Source organism: Pseudomonas koreensis (assembly GCF_012986595.1).
GTDB classification, from domain to species: Bacteria; Pseudomonadota; Gammaproteobacteria; order Pseudomonadales; family Pseudomonadaceae; genus Aquipseudomonas; species Aquipseudomonas koreensis.
This window is the reverse complement of the sequence record NZ_JAAQYM010000004.1, coordinates 642804-663952: the sequence shown is the minus strand read 5'-3', so window position 1 is coordinate 663952 and position 21149 is coordinate 642804. Positions and strand designations below refer to the sequence as shown.

The window sequence follows — 21149 nt, the reverse complement described above, 5'->3', positions numbered from 1 at the left end:
ATCAGGGAAGGGGCGGATTGGACGGATCCGTCCCTTTACATTTGCTAAACAAGTTTGATGTTGAAATCCCCCTCTATTTCCCTTCCATCAGGCAAAACAAAATAGATCTTACCGGTAGCGCCGATTCGTTCATGTTCCTTTTTCAAGAATGTCAGCGTTGCCCGCCCTGATTTAATAAGTTGATAATTGCCATTGTCTTCAGCGGTCCAAGTCAAGTCACCTTTGTACCACGCCACATCATGAGGGCCGTCCCCAACCAGGCTCTTTGGAACGCAGAAAGCAACATGGCTTTTTTTGTTGTCATCAACTCCAATAATCATAAAATCATTTCTTGCTATATAAAAAATCGCATTCTCCTTCGTCGCCGACACAAAACTTCTTCCACCAATAGATGCATAGAAATCACCATTAGAGCCTTGACCAACCTCCTGCAACAGCGCATCGAGTTGCTCTTTTGTATTGATTGATTTGTTCATCTGGATGCATTCCAAAATAGATTGATAGTGGTGATTGGCTCTCGAAAACCTTTAGGCCGTTGCTTCCTCCTAAAAAGCTAAAGCGCCATTACGTCTTGCGCTACTGTCATATCTGACAGGTCGTTAGTTGAATTCGAAATAAAAATTTCAATATTTAAAATTATTGACGGCGATACCAAACCAGTTTTCGGCAAAGTATCAAGCAGCTATGGAATCGACGCGCGTTACCAATCTCTCGAAAGACTGCGCCTATCACGCCCCAATAGTCGGCCTATTAGCTGACTGCCCGACTCGGGTCTAGCCTTACTAGTCCGAAGTCGGCACGAGCCGGCCGTAGAAGACCTGATAAGGACCCGAACATGGCAAACGAATCGAAATGCCCGTTCAACCACGCCGCCGGTGGTGGTACGACGAACCGTGACTGGTGGCCGAATCAACTGAACCTGAAGATCCTCAGCCAGCACTCGCCCAAGTCCGATCCGCTGGGCAAGGACTTCGACTACGCCAAAGCCTTCAAAAGCCTGGACTTCCAGGCGCTGAAACAAGACCTGCGCGCACTGATGACCGACTCCCAGGACTGGTGGCCGGCCGACTTCGGCCACTACGGTCCACTGTTTGTCCGCATGGCCTGGCACAGCGCCGGCACCTATCGCACCGCCGATGGCCGTGGGGGCGCCGGGTCCGGGCAACAGCGTTTCGCCCCGCTCAACAGCTGGCCGGACAACGTCAGCCTCGACAAGGCGCGGCGCCTGCTGTGGCCGATCAAACAGAAATACGGACGAAACATTTCCTGGGCCGACCTGATCGTCCTCACCGGCAACGTCGCACTGGAATCGATGGGCTTCAAGACCTTCGGTTTCTCCGGCGGCCGCCCCGATGTGTGGGAGCCGGATGAAGACGTGTATTGGGGTTCGGAGCACGAATGGCTGGGCGGCGACAGCCGTTACGGCAAAGACAAATCGGCCATGCAGGAACCCGGTGACGGCACGCTGGTGGCCGAACCGGATCTGCATGGCAAAGAGGAAAGTCGCACCGATCAGGGCGAACGCAATCTGGAAAACCCGTTGGCCGCCGTGCAGATGGGCCTGATTTATGTGAACCCGGAAGGCCCTGAAGGCAATCCCGATCCGGTCGCATCGGGCCGCGACATCCGCGAAACCTTCGGCCGCATGGCCATGAACGACGAAGAAACCGTGGCCCTGATCGCGGGTGGTCACGCCTTCGGCAAGACCCACGGCGCCGGCCCTGCCGACAATGTCGGGCCTGAGCCGGAAGCGGCCGGGCTGGAGGAACAAGGCCTCGGCTGGCGTAATGCATTCGGCACCGGCAAGGGCGCCGACACCATCACCAGCGGCCTCGAAGTGACCTGGACCACCACCCCGACCCAGTGGAGCAACAATTACCTGGAAAACCTGTTCGGCTTCGAGTGGGAACTGTTCAAGAGCCCGGCCGGTGCGCACCAGTGGAAACCGAAAAACGGCGCCGGGGCTGGCACCGTGCCGCATGCACATGATCCGAGCAAGAAACTCTCGCCGACCATGCTTACTTCCGACCTGGCGCTGCGCTTCGACCCGATCTACGAACCGATCGCGCGACGCTTCCTGGCTAACCCGGATCAACTGGCGGACGCCTTCGCCCGCGCCTGGTACAAGCTGATCCATCGGGACATGGGCCCGCTGTCGCGCTACCTCGGCCCGGAACTGCCCAACGAGGAACTGTTGTGGCAAGACCCGATTCCTGACGCCACTCACCCGCTGATCGACAACAACGATGCCGCAGCGCTGAAAAGCAAAGTGCTGGCGTCCGGCCTCTCGGTGTCACAACTGGTGTCCACCGCGTGGGCTGCAGCATCGACGTTCCGCGGTTCCGACAAGCGTGGCGGCGCCAACGGCGGACGCCTGCGTCTGGCACCGCAGAAGTTCTGGCAGGCCAACCAGCCGGAGCAACTGGACAAGGTGCTGAAAACCCTCGAAGGCATTCAGAACGAGTTCAATAGCGGTTCATCCGGGAAGAAAGTTTCGCTGGCCGACCTGATCGTACTGGCGGGTAATGCCGGGGTCGAGCAAGCGGCGAAAAACGCCGGGCACTCGGTGTCTGTGCCGTTCAACCCAGGGCGCACGGATGCGACTCAGGAACAAACCGACGTCGAGTCGTTTGGTTTCCTCGAGCCGATTGCCGATGGGTTCCGCAACTACAGCAAAGGCAAATACACCGTGTCGGCCGAAGCGCTGCTGATCGACAAGGCGCAACTGCTGACCCTCTCCGCGCCGGAAATGACCGTGCTGGTCGGTGGTCTGCGGGTACTCGGGGCCAACGTCGGACAAAGCCGGCATGGCGTGTTCACCACTCGCCCTGAAACGCTGACCAATGACTTCTTCACCCACCTGCTGGACATGGGGGTGGAGTGGAAACCGACGTCACCGGCAGCGGACGAGTTCGAAGGACGCGAGCGTAAAACCGGCAGCGTGAAATGGACGGCGACGCGGGTCGATCTGGTGTTTGGTTCCAACGCGATTCTGCGGGCGCTGGCCGAGGTGTATGCGAGTGCTGATGCGAACGATCAGTTCGTGAAGGACTTCGTGGCGGCGTGGGCCAAGGTGATGGACCTGGATCGGTTTGACCTGAAATAACGCAATAACCTGTAGGAGCTGCGGCACGCTGCGATCTTTTGACTTTGATTTTTCAAGATCAGAATCAAAAGATCGCAGCGTGCCGCAGCTCCTACGGGGTTTGGTGTTTGCCTGAGAGATTGATCAGGCGAGTTTTACGCCAGGCTCTTGCTCACGACTTCGTACACGTCACTCGACAACTGCCCCGACGCCAGGATCCGCTCCAGCTCGCCTTTCATCAACGCCTGACGGGCGCTGTCGTATTTGCGCCAGCGGGTCAGCGGCGCCAGTTGGCGCGAAGCGATCTGCGGATTGAAACCGTTCAGTTCGATCACCAGATCCGCGAGGAAGCGATAGCCCGAACCGTCGGCGGCGTGAAAGTTGATCAGGTTCTGCCCGGCAAACGCGCCGACCAGTGCGCGGACCTTGTTCGGGTTCTTGATGTTGAACGCCTTGTGCTGCATCAAGGCTTTCACGCGCTCCAGACCACCGGGCAACGTGCTGCCGGCCTGCACGCTGAACCACTGATCCATGACCAGCGGGTTGTCCTTGAAGTGCTCGGCGAAGCTCGCCAGCGCCAGGGCTTTCTGCTCTTCGAACGGCGAGTTGACCAGTACGGCCAGCGCAGTCAGGCGCTCGGTCATGTTGTCGCTGGTTTCGAACTGCTCAAGGCTCGCGGCCAACACCTCCGGCTTGCCGCTGAGCATCAGGTACGACAGCGCAATGTTCTGCAGCGCACGCCGGGCGAAATGCTCGGCCTCGGCCACATACGGCGTATGCCTGGACAGGTCGCGGTTGGCCTGATAACGCAGCCACAGCGCTTCGAACAGGTTGTCCGCCAGTTGCTTGCGGGCAAATTCGCGAGCGTTGTGGATCGCTTCGACATCCGCCACTTCACTGATTTCGGTCAGGTAGGCTTCGCTTGGCAGCGAGAGCATTTCGGCAACCATGGCCTGATCCAGCGACTCGTCGGACAGCACGGTTTTCAGCGCCGAGATCAGACGCGGATCGAGCGCCAGGCTCTCGCCCTTCTGATGCTGGGCGATCAGCTCTTGCAGGACCTGCACCGACAGTTGCTGACCGGCATCCCAGCGGTTGAAACCATCGCTGTCGTGCTGCATCAGGAACATCAACTGGTCGCGGTTGTACGGGAAGCTCAGCTTCACCGGCGCCGAGAAGCCACGCAGCAACGAGGGCAGCGGGTGTTCGGCGATGTCGACGAAGGTGAAGGTCTGCTCGGCTTCGGTCACCGAGATCACGCGGCTGGTGCCTTGCGCCGACGCTTCACCGGACAGACGCAGGGCAATCTCGTTGCCTTTGCTGTCGAGCAGACCGAGTTCGACCGGGATCACGAACGGCAGTTTTTCTACCTTGTCCGGGGTTTCCGGGCAGCTCTGACGGAAGGTCAGGCTGTAGGTGTTCGCCGCCGCGTCGTAGGACTCGCTCACCGCCAGACGCGGTGTGCCGGCCTGGCTGTACCAGCGCTTGAACTGAGTCAGGTCGACACCGTTGGCGTCTTCCATGGCCTTGACGAAATCGTCACAGGTCACGGCCTGGCCGTCGTGGCGTTCGAAGTACAGGTCACTACCTTTGCGGAAGCCTTCAGCGCCGAGCAGGGTGTGGATCATGCCGACCACTTCCGAGCCCTTTTCGTACACGGTCAGGGTGTAGAAGTTGGAGATCTCGATGAAGCTGTCCGGACGCACCGCGTGGGCCATCGGGCCGGCATCTTCGGCGAACTGGTGGGTACGCAGGTACGCCACGTCCTGAATGCGCTTGACCGTGGCCGAGTTCATGTCCGAGGAGAAACCGGCGTCGCGGAATACCGTGAAGCCTTCCTTGAGCGACAGCTGGAACCAGTCGCGGCAGGTCACGCGGTTGCCCGACCAGTTGTGGAAGTATTCGTGGGCGACGATCGCCTCGACCCGCTGGTGCGCGGCATCGGTGGCGGTTTCGGCGCGGGCCAGCACGGCGCTGGAGTTGAAGATGTTGAGGCCCTTGTTCTCCATCGCGCCCATGTTGAAGTCATTCACCGCGACGATCATGAAGATGTCCAGATCGTACTCGCGACCGTAAACCTCTTCGTCCCAGCGCATCGACTTCTTCAGGCTGTTCATCGCGTGCTGGCACTTGTCGATGTTTTCCGGCTCGACGTAGATGCGCAGCGCGACGTTGCGCTGGGTCATAGTGGTGAAGGTGTCTTCAACGCACCACAGATCACCGGCCACCAGCGCAAACAGGTACGCCGGCTTCATGAACGGGTCTTCCCAGGTCGCCCAGTGCCGGCCGTCTTCGCCCGGGCCGGAGGCAATCGGATTGCCGTTGGACAGCAGCACCGGATAGCTGTGCTGCTCGGCGACCACCGTGGTGGTGAACTTGCTCATCACGTCCGGGCGGTCGAGGTAATAGGTGATCTTGCGGAAGCCTTCGGCTTCGCACTGGGTGCAGAACATCGTGCCGGACTTGTACAGGCCTTCCAGCGCGGTGTTGGTTTCCGGGTGGATTCTGACGCTGGTGTCGACCGTGAAGGAAGCGCTGGCCGGTTGCAGGGTCAGGGTGTTTTCCGTGAGTTGATAGTCGTCGGCGCCGAGTTCCTGATCGGCCAGGGTCACCGACAGCAGCTCCAGTTGCTGGCCATCGAGCACCAGCGGGGGCAGGCCCGCGCCGCGCTCAGGGTTGCGGCGCATCACCAGTTGCGCATGGACCAGGCTGTGGTCCTCGAACAACTCGAAGGTCAGGTGCGTCTCGTCGATCAGGTACTCGGGCGCCTGATAGTCCTTCAGGTAAATCATCTTCGGTTGTTCGGTGCGCATGCTGGAATCCTTATTGATGCACGGCGAGCTGATAGGCCGTGTACTTACGAATGTTGATCACGCCGGTGTCGAAGATCAGGTACTGGCCCTTGATCCCCAGCAGCGTGCCTTCGGCAATCGGGTTCTTGTCCAGGTTGAAGCTGACGATTTTGGCCGGGTATTGCTCGACCGGATAGCGGATTTCGAGCGGTTCGACATCGGCAATCGTCTGAATCGCCTGTAGGCCGAATCGCTGTTGCAGACCCTGCAAGCCTTCGGCGCAGCTTTCAAACAGCTGATCGCGGACCTGAGCCAGATCCACCGCTGCCGCATCGCCCTTGAGCAGTGCGCGCCAGTTGGTCTTGTCTGCCACCTGACTGCGGAACAGGTCTTCGACGAAGCCCGACTGCTGACGCGTGGCGACGCGCATGATCGGCAGTGCCTGACTCGCGCCCTGATCCAGCCAGCGGGTTGGCAGTTGCGTGGCGCGGGTGATCCCGACCTTGATCCCCGACGAGTTGGCCAGATAGACCACATGATCGGTCATGCAGAACTGCTCGCCCCACGCTGGATCACGGCAGGTGCCGGCCTCGAAGTGGCAGCGTTCCGGGCTCATGATGCAGATGTCGCACTGCGCCAGTTTGGTCATGCACGGGTAGCAGTAACCCTGGCTGAAACTGGTTTTGGTCTTGCGCCCGCAATGGGTGCAATGAATTGCCCCCAGGTATTCCAGACGCACCGTGCTGCCGATCATGGGATTGACCGGCACCTCGACGTCATCCAGACGAAACGCGTATTGCACGTTCGGCCCGTCCAGACGCGCCGACATTTTGCTGATTGCACCGCGGCCAATCTCGATCAATGGATAGCGTCCGACTTGAACAGGATGTTCGGCACTTCGATCGATTTCGACGCACATTCTTGCGGGCCCATGTAACCGGTGCGCTGGTCTTCAGGCAGGTTCTGGATTTCCCAGGCGATCATCGCCTGCAGCGACAGCTCACGCTGTTCGGCGGTGAGTTTGCCACCGTCGGACCACTTGCCGATTTCCACGGCCAGTTTCAGGCTCTCGTAGATGTCCGGGGTGATGTTCTTGATCATGTCGTTAAAAGAGGACATCTGGGTCTCCGTGCTCTTTATCTACAGAAAAATTCAGGCGGCCAGTTTACGGCGGTTATACAAACCGCCCAACAAACCGGTGAAACAACCGATGAGTAACCCGCTGACATGGGCAGCGTTGGCGATCTGGCCGAAACCGATCATCGAGACCAGCCCGGACATGCAAATCACCAGCCACACCAGCATCATCACCAGCACGCCGCGCGGCAGGCGATACGCCGGGTTCGGTGCCAGCAACTGGAAGATCCAGCAATGGCCGAGCAACCCGTAGAGCACGCCGGAAAGGCCGCCGAACAGGCTCGGGCCGCTCCAGGCAAACTGCGCGTAGTTCGACACCAGGCCGAACAACAGCGTCAGGCCGAGCAGATTGATGCTGCCCTGGCGCGACTCGATGCGCCGTCCCAGCTCCCAGTACCACATGCCGTTCATGGCCAGGTGGAGGATGCCGAAGTGCAGCAGCATCGGCGTAAACAGCCGCCACCACTGCCCCGCCGCCAGACTGTCGGCCAGCGGCGTGAACTGGATGTACTCGCCGAGCACGCGGAAGTCGAGGAAGGTCAGCCAGCGCACCGTCTCAAGGTTATCGCCCAGATAGGTCAGGCCACCGACCAGCAGGCTCAGCAGCAGGATCAACCCGGTGGCCTTGGCGTGTTTGAGTTGTTCGGCGAAGCTCGGACGCTTGAAGGTCGGGGCGACCGGGATGTCCAGTTGCTGATCGGGATCGCCGGTCGGGAAACGCTCATACAGTGAACGCACGTCCTCGCTGATTTCCGCCGGCGCCCACAGCACCTGTTCGCCCGCCTCTTCGCTGACCCGATGCGGCACCTGCATCCGTTGCAGCAGCTTGACGAAACCGCTCAGGTCCACCGCCAGTGGCAGACGCAATACCGCTACCGCACTCATTGCAGCACCTCCGGCCGCTCGACATCGACCCAGACAAATTTATGCGGATCGAGGCGGGTTTCCTGATCCAGACGGTAGGCCACCAGTTTGCCGTAGAGCACCGCGCTGTAGTCGAGACACGCGAGGTTCGGGCGGATCGGGGCCGGTTTGCCGCTGCGCCAATAGTGGCCGACGAACAGCAACGGCTCGTCGGCCCCATAGCGCAGCAGGTTGTTTTTTTCACTGGAGGTCAGCGGCTTCTGCGCCACCGGCTCCGGCAGTGCGTCCGGCTGGAAGACGATGTCGCCGTAGGTTTTCGGGTCGTCTTCCCAGAATTTGGTGCGGAAGAACGAACGCACCAGACCGTCGCCGCTGGTCATGGTCAGGCCATCCGGCAGGCGCATGTCGGTGCCGCGCAGCAGGCGGTCGAACACGGTGCTGGCGAAACTGCCGGGCACGGCCGAGGCCTGGAGAAAGTGTTCATCGATGCGCGCATCGGGAAACAGCCCGCGCAACGGCTCGATCAGGCTGGCATCCCAACAGGCGTGGACCACGCGGAATCGCCCGGCATCGACCACCAGCGGCAGCTCGTAGAACCAGTTGAGGAAGTCATGCCAGTCGCCGGGGTGGTCTTCGAACTGGGTCAGGGTTTCGTGCAGCAGGCGTGCATGGCGCGGCGTGTGCTCGCGGACGAACTGCTTGCCGCTGCCCGGAAGCGCCGGCGTGCTCCAGCCCAGTGCGTTGAATTCGTGGTTGCCCATGATGCACAGCGCCTGCCCGGCCTCGACCATGTCGTGGACTATATGCAGCGCCTCGCGGATCCGCGGGCCACGGTCAATGATGTCGCCGACGAACACGGCCATGCGCGAAGGATGCCGCCAGACCCCGCCCTGCTTGTGATAACCGAGTCGGTCAAGCAAGTGTTCGAGGGTCAGGGCGCATCCGTGCACGTCACCAATCAAGTCATAACTGCGCGCGGGATCGAGCATCAGTCGCCTCCACCACCCAACTTGCTGCCCCAGCCGAGTTTGGTCCGGCAGACTTCGTAATAGTTGTGGTCGAGCGGATGAATCAGCCGCAGCTTCTGGGCTTTCTTGCTGACGGTGATGGTGTCGCCCGGCGCGCAGGTGAAGTGGTTCTGTCCGTCGCAGGAGACCTGCGGATAGATCTGCATGTTTTTCGACACGACGATTTTCAGCTCACTGTTGCCATCGACCACAATTGGCCGGCTCGACAACATATGGGGGTACATCGGCACAATCACAATGGCATCGAGCTTGGGATGCATGATCGGCCCGCCGGCGGACAGCGCGTAAGCCGTGGAGCCGGTCGGGGTGGCGACGATCAGGCCGTCGGCCTTCTGGCTGCAGACGAACTGGCCGTCGATGTACAGTTCGAACTCGATCATCCGCGTCGATTTGCCCGGGTGCAGCACCACATCGTTCAGCGCATCACCCTGGCCGATGGCCTCGGCATGCCGGCGAACTTCGGCTTGCAGCAGGAAGCGGTTTTCCACCAGATAATGGCCGTCGAGCACCTTGGCCACTTCGACTTCCAGCTCATCGGGGCGAATATCGGTCAGAAAGCCGAGGCTGCCACGGTTGATCCCCAGCACCGGAATATTGTGTTTGGCCAGCGCCCGGGCGGCGCCAAGCAGGCTGCCGTCACCGCCGACGACGATGACCATGTCGCAGACTTCGCCGAGCATCTTGCGCGACGAGGTCTGCAGGCCGTGGCCCGGCAGGACTTCAGCGATGGTGTCTTCGAGAATCACGTGCAGGTGACGATCGAGCAGAAAGCGTTTCAGTCGGCGAACGGTATCCAGCACCTGGGAACTGCCCAGGCGACCGATGATGCCGATATTACGAAATTGCTCCATGGGACCTCTGCGGACAATCGAAAACGCGAAAAGCACGATTATGGGCGAAAGCCCGCCATAGACAAAATCCTTTCAGCCTCAAGGGCGCGCTCGTGTTTCAGGCTATGCTCGCAAGATGATCCTGTTTCCCGACCTGCTCCAGTTGCCACACCAATTACGCCATCCGGAAGTGCGGGATCTGGCGTGGGTGATTCTCGCCCCGCCGATGCTCGCAACAACGCCGTGGCCGCAGCGCCATCCGCTGGCCGGCAGCGACTGGGTCAGCGATCCGCAGCGCCTGGAGCAGTGGCTGCGGCAACTGGATCGCGACAGTTATGGTTTGCTGCATTGGTTGTCCCAGGCGCGCACCCGGCGGCTGGGCCTGTATTACGAGCGGTTGTGGCAGTTTGCCGTAGAGCATGCCCCGGGCATCGAACTGATTGCCGCCAACCTGCCGATCCGCCGCGAAGGTCACACCCTCGGCGAGCTGGACATGCTGCTGCGCGACCGCGACGGCGTGCATCATCTGGAACTGGCGATCAAGCTCTACCTCGGCCCGCAGCACGGCGACGGCCATGACCCGGCGCAATGGCTGGGGCCGGGCTGTCATGATCGACTGGACCGCAAACTGGCGCATCTGGCCGAACATCAATTGCCGATCTCGGCGCGCCCGGAAAGCCGTGCGGCGCTGGCGAAGCTGGATATTGAAGTGTTCAGTGCGCAGTTGTGGCTGGGCGGTTATCTGCTGTATCCGTGGCCCGGCACGTCTGCATCACCGAGCGGCGCGCATCCGCAACACTTGCGCGGCAGTTGGCTGCATCAGAAAGACTGGCCGGCATTCGTCGCCCAACGCCCGCCCGGACGCTGGCAACCCCTGCCCCGCCATGCGTGGCTGGCGCCGGCGCACTACCCGGGCGACCAGACCTGGACCCCGGAACACCTGCAACTGTGGCTGGACGCCCTGGAACCGCTGGCCCCGGCGCAACTGATGGTGCGCCTGATCGAGAATGCGCAGGGGGAATGGGAAGAGGCAGAGCGGTTGTTTCTGGTGGCGGATCTTTGGCCGAATGTGCCGGGGCAGGCCTGAAAATTTCAATGCCTGACCCGGCCTCTTCGCGAGCGGGCTCGCTCCCACATTTGGACTGCATTTCAAATGCAGAGAGAGGCGACACACTCCCCCTGTGGGAGCGAGCCTGCTCGCGAATGGGCCGACTCGGTCTAAAGGGATAACCGCAGAGCCAAAGCCGCCAAGGTAATCAACAACACCGGCACCGTCAGCACAATCCCGACCTTGAAGTAATACCCCCAGCCAATCCGGATATCCTTGCGCGCCAGCACATGCAGCCAGAGCAAGGTCGCCAGGCTGCCGATCGGGGTGATCTTCGGCCCCAGGTCGCTGCCGATCACGTTGGCGTAGATCATCGCTTCCTTGACCACACCGCTGGCCTGACTGGCGTCGATCGACAGCAGCCCGATCAGCACCGTCGGCAGATTGTTCATGATCGACGACAACAACGCGGTCAGCACCCCGGTGCCCATGGCTGCGCCCCACACGCCATAACCGGCGAACACATCCAGCCAGCCGGCCAGGTAGCTGGTCAGCCCGGCATTGCGCAGGCCGTAGACCACCAGATACATGCCAAGGGAGAAGATCACGATCTGCCACGGCGCCTCTTTCAGCACCTTGCGCGTGGAAATCTTGTGGCCACGGGCGGCGATCCCCAGCAGCAGCGCGGCGCAGACCGCCGAGATCGCGCTGATCGGGATGCCCAGTTGTTCAAGGAAGAAGCAGCCGATCAACAGGATCACCAGCACCGCCCAACCGGCGTAGAACGTGGCTTTGTCGTGGATCGCCGTGTGCGGCGGGTCGAGCTGTTCGGGGTCGTAGGCCTTGGGAATGTCGCGGCGGAAGAACCACAGCAGCACGCCGAGCGTTGCGGCCACGCTGACAAAGTTGACCGGCACCATCACTGCCGCATAGCGGTTGAAGCCGATGTGGAAGAAGTCCGCCGAAACGATGTTGACCAGGTTCGACACCACCAGCGGCAGGCTCGCGGTGTCGGCAATGAAGCCCGCGCCCATGACGAATGCGAGGGTTGCCGCCGGCGAAAAGCGCAGCGCCAACAGCATCGAAATCACGATCGGGGTAAGGATCAGCGCCGCGCCGTCATTGGCGAACAGCGCCGACACCAGCGCGCCGAGCAGGACCATGAAGGCAAACAGCTTGCGCCCACTGCCCCGCCCCCAGCGCGCCACGTGCAGCGCGGCCCAGGCGAAGAAACCGGCTTCGTCGAGCAACAGGCTGATGATGATCAACGCGACGAAAGTGCCGGTGGCGTTCCAGATGATCTGCCACACCAGCGGAATATCGCTCAGGTGCACCACACCGAAGATCAGCGCCAGCACGGCGCCAAGCGTCGCGCTCCAGCCGACCCCGAGGCCTTTGGGTTGCCAGATGACAAGGGTAATGGTCAGCAGGAAGATGAGTGACGCAGCGAGCATTCGCGACAGCCTTAGATTGAAATGGAGAAGTGAAGCCAACACCAAAAACTGTAGGAGTGAGCCTGCTCGCGATAGCGGACTATCAGTTACCAATCAATGGACTGACACACCGCTATCGCGAGCAGGCTCACTCCTACATTGTGTTCCAGGTATGGCTTATTTTTTGTGTTGCTCTACGAATTGTCCGTAGGCATTGATGAAATTCTGCAGAAAAGGTTTCACCGACTCGCTCAACTTGCCCGCCTCGTCAAACGCATTGCCCGCGCCGCCCAGATACGCTTCCGGCTGCTGCATGCACGGCACATCAAGAAACACGAACGACTGGCGCAGATGCTGGTTGGCGCCGAAACCGCCGATGGCCCCCGGCGACACACTGATCACCGCCCCCGGCTTGCCGCCCCAGACGCTTTTGCCATAAGGCCGGGATCCCACGTCAATCGCATTCTTCAATGGCGCCGGTACCGAGCGGTTATATTCCGGGGTGACGAACAGCACCGCGTCGGAAGAGCCGACTTCCTGGCGGAAAGTGCTGTAGGCTGCCGGCGGTGAATCGCCGTCGATGTCTTCGTTATAAAGTGGCAGATCGCCAATTTCGACAATCTTCAGTTTCAGGTTCGCCGGTGCCAGCTCGGCCAGCGCCAGTGCGACTTTGCGGTTGATCGATGCTTTGCGCAGGCTGCCGACGACTACAGCGACGTTGTAGACATTGCTCATGGAAGACTCTCGACTGTCCGTGGGAAGAACCTGTAGTTATAGATGATTCGATGACGGTTTCACCAGCGAGCAAGGGAAATTCCCCCGCGCTGATTATTTTTTTTCCTGTAGGAAAACTTACAGGGCTTGATGACGGTCTACCAAGCCGCAAATCAAGCGTTTTATCTCCAGAGGTTCTAAGCAGATGGCAGCAGTACTCGTCGGTCAGTTCCATGCAAGAGATGCGGAAGGCCGCGTTTATTCCGTGCATGAGTTCCAGGAATCCACCCCGTCGGCAGACGGTCTCACCGGCATGGAGCCTGTCACCACCTACAAACTGGCGATTGGCGATCGCGTCAAGAAACTCAGTGACAATGAGTTTCTGCTGGTTCAGTCGGACATCACCCTGATCCGTGAACCCGAGCCAACCGTCGCTCAATAACCGCGCGTTATGAGCAGAAGTCATATGCGCAGACTTGGGGTAGGATTCAGCCACTGACCCCACCTGCTGAACATGGACTTCACGCATGCGTTTACGTCATATCGAAGTGATTCAGGCGCTCTTGCAGACCGGTCACCTGGGTACCGCCGCCGAATGGCTGCAGTTGCCGGTGGCCGATGTCGAAGAGCGATTGCGCGAAGCCGAGAGTCAGTTGGGGTTCATGTTGTTCGCCAGCGTTCGCGGCCGCCTGCAATCGACGCCTGAAGCACGGGCGCTGCAAGTCGAGATCGCTCACGTCTATGCCGCGCTGGAGCCGGTGCAACGCCTGGCCAGCAGCCTTAAACAATATCTCGCCCCGCCCCTGCGCCTCATCGGCACCCCGCCGCTGGCGCAACACCTGTTGCCACACAGTATCGCCCTGCTACGTCGGCGTTTGCCGGACGCACCTTGCCGCCTGCTCAGTGCCGCCACCTCTGACATCGTACGCAGCCTGCTGCTGCGCGAGAGCGATCTGGGCCTGAGCCTGCACGACCCCGAACACCCCGACATCCATGCCCAGCCGCTGGCCCAAGGCAAGCTGCAACTGCTCGCGCCCCACGGCTGGCTGCAACCGAAGCAGAAATACATTTCCCTGCAGGACCTGGCCGGCCAGGCGATGGTCGGCCTCGAAGGTCAGGATCCGTTGAGCCCGGCGCTGGAAAACAAGCTACACGCCCTGCGCCCGGCGCCAAGCATCCAGACCCGGGTGCAAACCCACCAGATGATGCGCAGCATGGTCGAGGCTGGTGAAGGCCTGGCCATCGTCGACCCGTTCACCGCCCTCGGCGCACGGGCCGGCGGACTGGATGTCTGCCCGTTGTCGCCGGCGGTGCCGATCAGTCTGTATGCATTGACCTACCGACACAGCGCCACGCCGGCAGCGATTCAGACGCTGCTGACGATCGTCACGGAACAAGCCGAGGCGATGCTGGCGAGTTGAGCGGGTGTTCCAGCGGGTTATCGAACAGTCGATACCAGAACAGCGCAACTTCCGCGGTGTTCGGATCAATGCCGCGATAACGCAGATGGTCGATGCCGCCAATCTCGTAGCCGCAACGCTCATACAAGCGACAGGCGCCGAGGTTGTTGTTCTGGGTTTCGAGCATGATCCCCGGCAGCTTTTTCTTGCGGCTCCAGAACTGCGCCACATCCAGCAACGCTTTTGCCACCCCGTGCCGTCGTGCCGGGGCATGCACCGCCAGCTCATCGATGTGCGCGAAGCCGTTCCAGTTGGTGCTGATCACCAGATGCCCCACCGGCTCGTCGTCCAGATACGCCATGAAAATCGCGCTGTCGGCAGCATCGCGGTAGCTGCTGAATTCCTCGGGATCGATGCCATAGCATTTGCGGTACGGCACAATCGGCGTCACCGCCCACTGCGCCACCGGCTGGCCGACCACCGCCGCGCCATAGGCAGCCACCTCGAAACTGAAATCGCTGCCCCATATGTAGGCCGCAAAACCATCGTCGGCGACGCGCACCGACAGCCCTGGGTATTTCGGATTCATGACCGGTTGCATACTCGGAAAAGTCCTCATTCCTTCACGCAATCGACAGTGTACTGTCGTCCATTGCCTTCATCTTCATGTTGCAGTCCATGCACATCAGCGACAAAACCGGGGAAACTGCTATCGAACGTGCGGGCAAATTTCAGGTAGTCGATGATCGAGCGCGTCGACTCGGTAAAGCGCTCGCCGGGCATGATCAGCGGAATGCCCGGTGGATACGGCACCAGCATCACCGCCGCAATTCGCCCCTCCAGCTCATCGATCGGCACCGCCTCGACCTCGCCGCGCACCAGATGATCGTAGGCGTGGGCCGGCTTCATGGCGATCTCCGGCAGCACCGTGTACATGCGCTTGAGGTGTTTGGCGGTGGCGTTGCTGCGGTAACAGGCATGCAGCTGATCGCACAAGTCACGCAGGCCCATGCCGCGATAACGGGCGGTGTCTTGTTGCGCGACGCAGGGCAGGCAAGTTGCCAGACTGACGTTGGCGTCGTAACTGCGTTTGAACTCCAGCAACTCGGTGAGCAGCGTGCTCCACTTGCCCTTGGTAATGCCCATCGAGAACAGCACCAGGAACGAATACAGCCCGGTTTTCTCCACCACCAATCCGCGCTCCCAGAGGAATTTGCTGACCACCGCCGCCGGGATGCCCTTCTCGCTCAGCGCGCCACCGGCATTCAGGCCGGGCATCACCAATGTCACCTTGATCGGATCGAGCAGCACATAGTCGTCGCTGACCTCGCCGAAACCGTGCCAGTCGGCGTCCGGTTGCAGCAGCCAGTCTTCGGTCTGCACCCGGTCGATGCCTTCGACACCGGGTGGCTGCCAGATCGAGAACCACCAGTCATCGGCGGCGATGTGCTGGCGCAGATTGGCCAGCGCGCGGCGGAAACTCAAGGCTTCGTCGAAGGTTTCCTGCAACAGCGAACGCCCGGCCGGGCCTTCCATCATGGCCGAGGCCACGTCCAGCGAGGCGATGATGCTGTATTGCGGCGAGGTCGAGATGTGCATCATGAACGCTTCGTTGAAACGGTCACGGTCCAGTTGCCGCGCGCCGCCGTCCTGCACATGAATCATCGAAGCCTGGCTGAACGCGGCGAGCAGTTTGTGCGTGGAGTGGGTGGTGAACACCAGCGGGCTGTCGGCCGTGCGCGAGGTGGCCATGCCGTAGCGCCCGGCGAAGAACTCGTGAAACGCCGCGTAGGCGTACCACGCCTCATCGAAATGCAGCACTTCGACACTATTGCCCAGGCTTTGCTTGATCAGCTCGGCGTTGTAGCACAAGCCGTCGTAGGTCGAGTTGGTGACCACCGCCAGTTTGACTTTCGGCGCGCGGTCCTTGGTCAACGGGCTGGCGTCGATCTTGGCCTGAATCGATTCGCGGCTGAATTCGCTCAACGGAATCGGGCCGATGATCCCCAGTTCATTGCGCTCCGGGCACAAATACAACGGGATCGCCCCGGTCATGATGATCGCGTGCAGCACTGACTTGTGGCAGTTGCGATCCACCAACACCAAGTCATCACGACCAACCATCGAATGCCAGACGATCTTGTTGGCGGTCGAGGTGCCATTGATCACGAAAAACGTGTGATCGGCGCCGAAGTTGCGCGCGGCGCGTTCTTCCGCTTCGGCAAGCGGCCCGGTGTGATCAAGCAGCGAGCCGAGCTCCGGCACCGACACCGACAAATCCGAACGCAGGGTGTTTTCACCAAAGAACTGGTGAAAGGCCTGGCCCACCGGACTCTTGTGATACGCCACACCACCGCCATGACCCGGGGTGTGCCAGGAATAATTGGAGTCGGCAGTGTGTTGTACCAGCGCCTTGAAGAACGGCGGCAGCAGACCATCCAGATACTTGCGGGCGGCCCGCGCCACTTGCCGCGCGAGAAACGGCACGGTGTCTTCGAACAGATAGAGAATGCCGCGCAGTTGATTGAGTTCGGCCATGGCATCGGCCGGGGCGTTTTCCAGCGTGACCTGTTCGCCCAGGGCGAAGATCGGCAGATCCGGCGCCCGCACCCGGGCCAGGCCGATCAGTTCGGCCATGTTCTGCAGCAAGTGCGAGTTAGTGCTGGCGTCTTCGGCCGCGATCAGCATGCACGCCAGACCATGATGGGTCGACGCCACCAACCGCCCTTCGGTGTAGTCGATGGCCGAAACGATATTGAAACCTTCCTGCTCCAACTCCCGGGCGATGCCACGGATACGGTCACCGGCGACCGTGTCGGCCTTGATGTCGCGGTGGACGATCAACACCGGAAACTTCAAATCTTTGTACATGAGGCTCAGTGTCCTGAGGCGGCGGATCAATGTCTGCCAATGCACTCAGGGTAGAGGGTTGCAGCGAAAGTGGCGAGGGTGGCCAGTTGGCTTCATGCGCCTGACTCGGCTTTTGTGGCGAGGGAGCTTGCTCCCGCTGGGGCGCGAAGCGGCCCCGGTATTCGTTCAGCAGCAATGTGCATTCAGGTTTTATGACTGCTTCGCAGCCAAGCGGGAGCAAGCTCCCTCGCCACAGAGGGGATCAGGCCTGAGCGTCAGCTTCGGCAATCTGCGTCCACAACGCCGGGCCACCGGCGGATTTGGCGATGATTTCCAGCCGCGCCATATGCGCCGCCAGTTCCTCTTCCGTCGCCCGAATGATCCGCGCAGGCTGGCGGTCAGCCGGCAGGCGGCGGATCTCGGTGGCGGAGTTGTCCGCGCCCTCGCCCGTGCCATTGCCGTCGGAGGCGTTGCCGGCCAGCGACAGGCTGGTCTGGCCACCGGTCATGGTCAGGTAGACGTCGGCGAGAATCTCCGAGTCGAGCAAGGCGCCGTGCAGTTCACGGCCGGAGTTGTCGACGCCATAACGTTTGCACAAGGCGTCGAGGCTGTTGCGCTGCCCCGGGTGACGTTCCCGGGCCATCATCAGGGTGTCGAGGATGGTGCAGTGTCGGGTGATGTCAGCGCGATCGTGCTGACCCATCAGGGCAAATTCGTTGTTGATGAAGCCAACGTCGAACGCCGCGTTATGGATGATCAGCTGCGCGCCGTTGATGAACTCGAAAAACTCGTCGGCCACCTCGGCGAAACGCGGCTTGCCGACGAGGAATTCGTTGGTGATGCCGTGGACGCCGATCGCGCCTTCGTCACTTTCGCGATCCGGTTGCAGGTAGACGTGAAAGTGCCGGCCCGTCAGGCGCCGACCGATCAGTTCGACACAGCCGATTTCAATGATCCGGTGACCATCGGTCACCGGCATGCCGGTGGTTTCGGTATCGAGTACTACTAACCTGTTAACCATAAAGAGTAAATAACCTCGACCTTGAAGCCCTATGGTAGCAGCCCTTGAGGGAAATCTGCTTCCAAAATCCGGCTAAAAAATGTAAAAACCAAAAATGAAAAATACAAAGTCCGATCAAAAACGTAAACAGACACTGAAGGTGAAGGATCACATTGCCAGGAACGGCAGGCGATTCTCCCTCCTTTATGATACCGATGGTGACGGTTTTCCGCTGTTCTATCCAACAGCCTACACGAGCCTTCGGACGGCCAGTCTGACCGCGAACACTCAAAGGGCGAACCTGTACGTCCTGAAAAGCCTGTACACCTGGGCTGATGAGCAAGGCATAGACCTTGAGCTACGGTTCGCCACCAAGAAGCTTCTGTCCCTGCCAGAAGTGGAGTCTCTGACCCAGCACATCTCGGTTAGCAGCCGCGAGGATGATGGCTCTCAGGTGACGGGCAGACGCATCAACAACTCGCTGAACGTGCTTGCCCTCTATCTGTCCTGGCTCTTTGGGCGCCTCACCCAAGACTCGAACGCACCGGAAAACTATGCGCTCATCGAAAAGCTTGAGAAGAGCCTGCTGGAACGTAAGGTCAAGTCTGGTTCCCCAGCAGCCGCAAAACAAAAGCAGATCGACAAAAAGCTGGATGAGGTCACCCGCGAAGCACTATTGGAGATGTTCTCCAATCCATACGATGACGACGCGACCGAATTTGATAAGGGCATTGCCTTTCGCAACGCGCTGGCCCTCTACATTCTTTACGACTCGGGCATGAGGGCTGGAGAGCTTTTAAGCCTGAAGTTAGAGCATTTCCTTCCCGCCCGGGGTGGTGATCATGCCTACCTTGTTGTTGAGCGCAACCATGATGATCGTTACGACCGCCGTCAAATGCAGCCTGTCGCAAAGACATTAGGCCGAGACATCGCAATCTCTCCCCAACTTGAAAAGATGATCCTTGAGTACTTGGGGACTTGGCGTGCCGACATTCCAAATGTGGGGTTTGAGAAGACCGCTTTCATTTTCGTAAAGCATAAAAAGGGACAGGGCCAAGGACGAGAGATTACTCTGAATACTTTCAGGGCTGCTCTTACGGAGATGATCAAAAAAGACGCGCGCCTGAGGCATCTTCACCCCCACTTGCTTCGTCATGACTGGAACTATCGCTTCTCTCTTAAGTGTGAGGCAGAGGGCGTGAGTGAGGCGAAAGAACGTTCTGACAGGGAGTATCTCATGGGGTGGGTGCCAGGATCAGAGTCCGCCAAAATCTATGATCGTCGTTACGTGCGCGAGTCCGCATTTAAAACAGGTTTGGCAATTGCGGAAGATACAGCAAAAGACAGTAAAAGCAGGAAGAACAAATGAGCGCCCGTGAAAAGCTTGAAGTACCGACACAGATACTGGCCACACTTGAAAAATTTGATAAAAGCAGCGTTAAAAACAAAAGAGGCTATATAGCAGAGTTCAACGGTGACCATCTAAACCTGGTCGGCCACTATGGGATGAAGATCACATCGATTCTCACCATGGACGAAAAAACCGTTGAGGGTTTTAAATCAATGGTAATAACAGTTGGCCGCACCGGAAAGCTGTCCGCCAGCACAATGCGTAACGAAATTCGCTGCCTAGTAAAAGTTTTGCGAATCAACCCGACATCAACTTTCACACCAGAATCCTATTCGAAACTTATTGATGGTGAAAACGATAAAACGGCCAATGAAATCGGAAACATGTTAATCACTTGGCATTCACTAGGCATCCCCGGTGTTAGTGACGAGGTGATTGACACTGTTCATAGACTTCAACGCCCCTACCATAAGCCGAACAGTAGAGCCATCGCGGGAAATATCGATACAGGCTGGTACTCGGAACAAGAGTATGATGACTTAGTCAGTACGATGTGGCACGACTATGGCACGGGGCGGATTAGCTTGCAAAATAGCGTAGCCACGCTATTGAATGCTCAATACGGCAGACGCCCAAAACAACTCTCATACCTGAAAAATATGGATTTTGAGTCTGAGGGGTCTACCTTTGGTGTATCTGGAAAGCGCGTATCCTTTCCTAGCGTAAAAGATGAACACTCCGGAGAGTTTCGCGACGGAAAATCTGAAGTTCACCCAATGGGTGATGACCTCTGGAGCATCTGTCAACTTCAAATTAAAAACTCCATCGAAGCCTTTGAGAATTTCTTTGGAAAAACTTTAAGCGAGATCGAGCGAGGCCAGCTACCTTTTTTTCTTACAATTGATAAGCCGGCGCTTAGAAAAAGAAAAAAGTTGGCAGATAAATATGCAGCAGGCGACGAATACTACTACTCGTTAATCTGGCATAAAAGCGCGTCTTCAATCTCCCAAATCCTCCAGAGGAAAGATGGTAGCCCTGTATTCTCCGAGAGGACAGGAGAATTGCTTCACGAATTTGGGTATCGGATGCGGCACACGCGCGCCCGTCAATTGGCAAGGTTGGGAGTGCCGAGGAAGGTTCTTCAGTATTGGTTGGGTCACGAGTCCCCAATTTCTCTCGATTCTTACTATGACGATCCAGCTGAACGCGCGCGAACCCTCAACAACGACGTTGGGACACTGCTTGCTCCTCTGGCACAAGCATTTAGCGGCGTAATCAGGGATGAAGAGTCCCACGCTATCCGAGGCGATGATCCGACCAGCCGAATTGAGCTGGATGGACGCAAGGGTGTGGGCACTTGCGGCGAATCAGGATTTTGCTCCGCTTCGGTGCCGATCCCCTGCTACCGCTGCAACAAATTTCAGCCCTGGGTGTACGGGCCGCACGAAGAGGTATTGATTCGGCTCATTGATCGCCAAGAAGAAGAAAACAACATCCACTTGCCGAGCAAGTCGCGCCGCATGTTGGCACCTCTTCAGCTTGACAAGGATATCAGGGCCGTCAAAACGGTTATTGCATTGTGCGAGAAACGCAAAGCCGAATTGGAAGAAAAATAAA

General features: G+C 59.2%; 18 protein-coding genes. 6 read left to right on the top strand and 12 right to left on the bottom strand.

Translation table 11 applies throughout. From position 1 onward, the window contains the following. Positions 1 to 44 precede the first annotated feature (44 nt). On the bottom strand, positions 45 to 476 hold the full coding sequence (locus tag HBN98_RS15980) for a hypothetical protein (protein ID WP_064587223.1): 432 nt from the start codon (positions 474 to 476) through the stop codon (positions 45 to 47). Between the two features lie 359 nt (positions 477 to 835). Between HBN98_RS15980 and katG the strand changes: the two genes are divergently transcribed. Next, complete coding sequence (katG, locus tag HBN98_RS15975; protein WP_083366127.1) at positions 836 to 3106, top strand: catalase/peroxidase HPI; 2271 nt, start codon at positions 836 to 838, stop codon at positions 3104 to 3106. Between the two features lie 134 nt (positions 3107 to 3240). Here the strand turns inward: katG and pepN are convergent, their stop codons facing one another. The 6 genes from pepN to HBN98_RS15945 are packed head-to-tail and all read right to left on the bottom strand — an operon-like array spanning position 3241 to position 9757. Continuing rightward, complete coding sequence (pepN, locus tag HBN98_RS15970; protein WP_083366128.1) at positions 3241 to 5898, bottom strand: aminopeptidase N; 2658 nt, start codon at positions 5896 to 5898, stop codon at positions 3241 to 3243. A gap of 10 nt (positions 5899 to 5908) precedes the next feature. After that, positions 5909 to 6739: a DUF2797 domain-containing protein gene (locus HBN98_RS15965; RefSeq protein ID WP_064587217.1), complete on the bottom strand. Its 831-nt coding sequence runs from the start codon at positions 6737 to 6739 to the stop codon at positions 5909 to 5911. Beyond that, positions 6736 to 6996, bottom strand: coding sequence for a YeaC family protein (locus HBN98_RS15960; protein ID WP_003224178.1), 261 nt, complete (start codon positions 6994 to 6996; stop codon positions 6736 to 6738). Before HBN98_RS15960 ends, HBN98_RS15965 begins: the two co-directional genes overlap by 4 nt. Positions 6997 to 7029: 33 nt before the next feature. After that, positions 7030 to 7899: a rhomboid family intramembrane serine protease gene (locus tag HBN98_RS15955; protein WP_083366129.1), complete on the bottom strand. Its 870-nt coding sequence runs from the start codon at positions 7897 to 7899 to the stop codon at positions 7030 to 7032. After that, positions 7896 to 8870, bottom strand: a complete 975-nt coding sequence (locus tag HBN98_RS15950) for a metallophosphoesterase (RefSeq protein WP_373293020.1) — start codon at positions 8868 to 8870, stop codon at positions 7896 to 7898. Before HBN98_RS15950 ends, HBN98_RS15955 begins: the two co-directional genes overlap by 4 nt. Next, a complete protein-coding gene (locus tag HBN98_RS15945; RefSeq protein WP_003224174.1) occupies positions 8867 to 9757 on the bottom strand; it encodes an NAD(+) kinase in 891 nt (296 codons plus the stop codon). The genes HBN98_RS15950 and HBN98_RS15945 overlap by 4 nt, the downstream gene beginning before the upstream one ends. A 115-nt stretch (positions 9758 to 9872) precedes the next feature. Here HBN98_RS15945 and HBN98_RS15940 point away from each other — a divergent pair, with 115 nt between their 5' ends. Then, the gene (locus HBN98_RS15940) at positions 9873 to 10823 is read left to right on the top strand and encodes a DUF1853 family protein (protein WP_083366131.1); all 951 of its coding nucleotides are present in this window, start codon (positions 9873 to 9875) and stop codon (positions 10821 to 10823) included. A gap of 131 nt (positions 10824 to 10954) precedes the next feature. On the opposite strand, the gene HBN98_RS15935 is transcribed toward HBN98_RS15940, so the two are convergent. After that, entirely contained in the window at positions 10955 to 12238 is a 1284-nt protein-coding gene (locus HBN98_RS15935; protein WP_064587209.1) for an arsenic transporter, read from the bottom strand. Between the two features lie 156 nt (positions 12239 to 12394). Beyond that, the gene (locus HBN98_RS15930; protein WP_064587207.1) at positions 12395 to 12952 is read right to left on the bottom strand and encodes an NADPH-dependent FMN reductase; all 558 of its coding nucleotides are present in this window, start codon (positions 12950 to 12952) and stop codon (positions 12395 to 12397) included. 184 nt (positions 12953 to 13136) lie between these two features. Between HBN98_RS15930 and HBN98_RS15925 the strand changes: the two genes are divergently transcribed. Together HBN98_RS15925 and HBN98_RS15920 are read left to right on the top strand one after the other, a co-directional pair. Beyond that, a complete protein-coding gene (locus HBN98_RS15925; protein ID WP_064587205.1) occupies positions 13137 to 13373 on the top strand; it encodes a hypothetical protein in 237 nt (78 codons plus the stop codon). 85 nt (positions 13374 to 13458) lie between these two features. Then, a complete protein-coding gene (locus HBN98_RS15920) occupies positions 13459 to 14352 on the top strand; it encodes a LysR family transcriptional regulator (RefSeq protein WP_083366132.1) in 894 nt (297 codons plus the stop codon). On the opposite strand, the gene HBN98_RS15915 is transcribed toward HBN98_RS15920, so the two are convergent. The 3 genes from HBN98_RS15915 to dnaQ form a co-directional block, all read right to left on the bottom strand. Further along, complete coding sequence (locus HBN98_RS15915; RefSeq protein ID WP_083366133.1) at positions 14318 to 14932, bottom strand: GNAT family N-acetyltransferase; 615 nt, start codon at positions 14930 to 14932, stop codon at positions 14318 to 14320. The two genes, HBN98_RS15920 and HBN98_RS15915, sit on opposite strands and share 35 nt — an antisense overlap. Positions 14933 to 14946: 14 nt before the next feature. Beyond that, positions 14947 to 17202, bottom strand: a complete 2256-nt coding sequence (locus tag HBN98_RS15910; protein WP_083366134.1) for an Orn/Lys/Arg family decarboxylase — start codon at positions 17200 to 17202, stop codon at positions 14947 to 14949. A 241-nt stretch (positions 17203 to 17443) separates the two neighbouring features. After that, positions 17444 to 18202, bottom strand: coding sequence for a DNA polymerase III subunit epsilon (dnaQ, locus tag HBN98_RS15905; protein WP_083366135.1), 759 nt, complete (start codon positions 18200 to 18202; stop codon positions 17444 to 17446). A gap of 94 nt (positions 18203 to 18296) precedes the next feature. Here dnaQ and HBN98_RS15900 point away from each other — a divergent pair, with 94 nt between their 5' ends. Continuing rightward, positions 18297 to 19550, top strand: coding sequence for a site-specific integrase (locus tag HBN98_RS15900; protein WP_083366136.1), 1254 nt, complete (start codon positions 18297 to 18299; stop codon positions 19548 to 19550). Then, positions 19547 to 21148 carry a site-specific integrase gene (locus tag HBN98_RS15895; RefSeq protein ID WP_083366137.1) on the top strand — a complete coding sequence of 534 codons (1602 nt, stop codon included), beginning with the start codon at positions 19547 to 19549 and terminating at the stop codon, positions 21146 to 21148. Before HBN98_RS15900 ends, HBN98_RS15895 begins: the two co-directional genes overlap by 4 nt. The last annotated feature ends 1 nt before the right edge of the window (position 21149 follow it).

What these genes read in the sequence shown, in the direction of transcription:
- HBN98_RS15980 (WP_064587223.1), bottom strand. Translation starts at nt 476, where the DNA reads ATGAACAAATCAATCAATACAAAAGAGCAACTCGATGCGCTGTTGCAG.
- katG (WP_083366127.1), top strand. Translation starts at nt 836, where the DNA reads ATGGCAAACGAATCGAAATGCCCGTTCAACCACGCCGCCGGTGGTGGT.
- pepN (WP_083366128.1), bottom strand. Translation starts at nt 5,898, where the DNA reads ATGCGCACCGAACAACCGAAGATGATTTACCTGAAGGACTATCAGGCG.
- HBN98_RS15960 (WP_003224178.1), bottom strand. Translation starts at nt 6,996, where the DNA reads ATGTCCTCTTTTAACGACATGATCAAGAACATCACCCCGGACATCTAC.
- HBN98_RS15955 (WP_083366129.1), bottom strand. Translation starts at nt 7,899, where the DNA reads ATGAGTGCGGTAGCGGTATTGCGTCTGCCACTGGCGGTGGACCTGAGC.
- HBN98_RS15945 (WP_003224174.1), bottom strand. Translation starts at nt 9,757, where the DNA reads ATGGAGCAATTTCGTAATATCGGCATCATCGGTCGCCTGGGCAGTTCC.
- HBN98_RS15940 (WP_083366131.1), top strand. Translation starts at nt 9,873, where the DNA reads ATGATCCTGTTTCCCGACCTGCTCCAGTTGCCACACCAATTACGCCAT.
- HBN98_RS15935 (WP_064587209.1), bottom strand. Translation starts at nt 12,238, where the DNA reads ATGCTCGCTGCGTCACTCATCTTCCTGCTGACCATTACCCTTGTCATC.
- HBN98_RS15930 (WP_064587207.1), bottom strand. Translation starts at nt 12,952, where the DNA reads ATGAGCAATGTCTACAACGTCGCTGTAGTCGTCGGCAGCCTGCGCAAA.
- HBN98_RS15925 (WP_064587205.1), top strand. Translation starts at nt 13,137, where the DNA reads ATGGCAGCAGTACTCGTCGGTCAGTTCCATGCAAGAGATGCGGAAGGC.
- HBN98_RS15920 (WP_083366132.1), top strand. Translation starts at nt 13,459, where the DNA reads ATGCGTTTACGTCATATCGAAGTGATTCAGGCGCTCTTGCAGACCGGT.
- HBN98_RS15915 (WP_083366133.1), bottom strand. Translation starts at nt 14,932, where the DNA reads ATGCAACCGGTCATGAATCCGAAATACCCAGGGCTGTCGGTGCGCGTC.
- HBN98_RS15910 (WP_083366134.1), bottom strand. Translation starts at nt 17,202, where the DNA reads ATGTACAAAGATTTGAAGTTTCCGGTGTTGATCGTCCACCGCGACATC.
- dnaQ (WP_083366135.1), bottom strand. Translation starts at nt 18,202, where the DNA reads ATGGTTAACAGGTTAGTAGTACTCGATACCGAAACCACCGGCATGCCG.
- HBN98_RS15900 (WP_083366136.1), top strand. Translation starts at nt 18,297, where the DNA reads ATGAAAAATACAAAGTCCGATCAAAAACGTAAACAGACACTGAAGGTG.
- HBN98_RS15895 (WP_083366137.1), top strand. Translation starts at nt 19,547, where the DNA reads ATGAGCGCCCGTGAAAAGCTTGAAGTACCGACACAGATACTGGCCACA.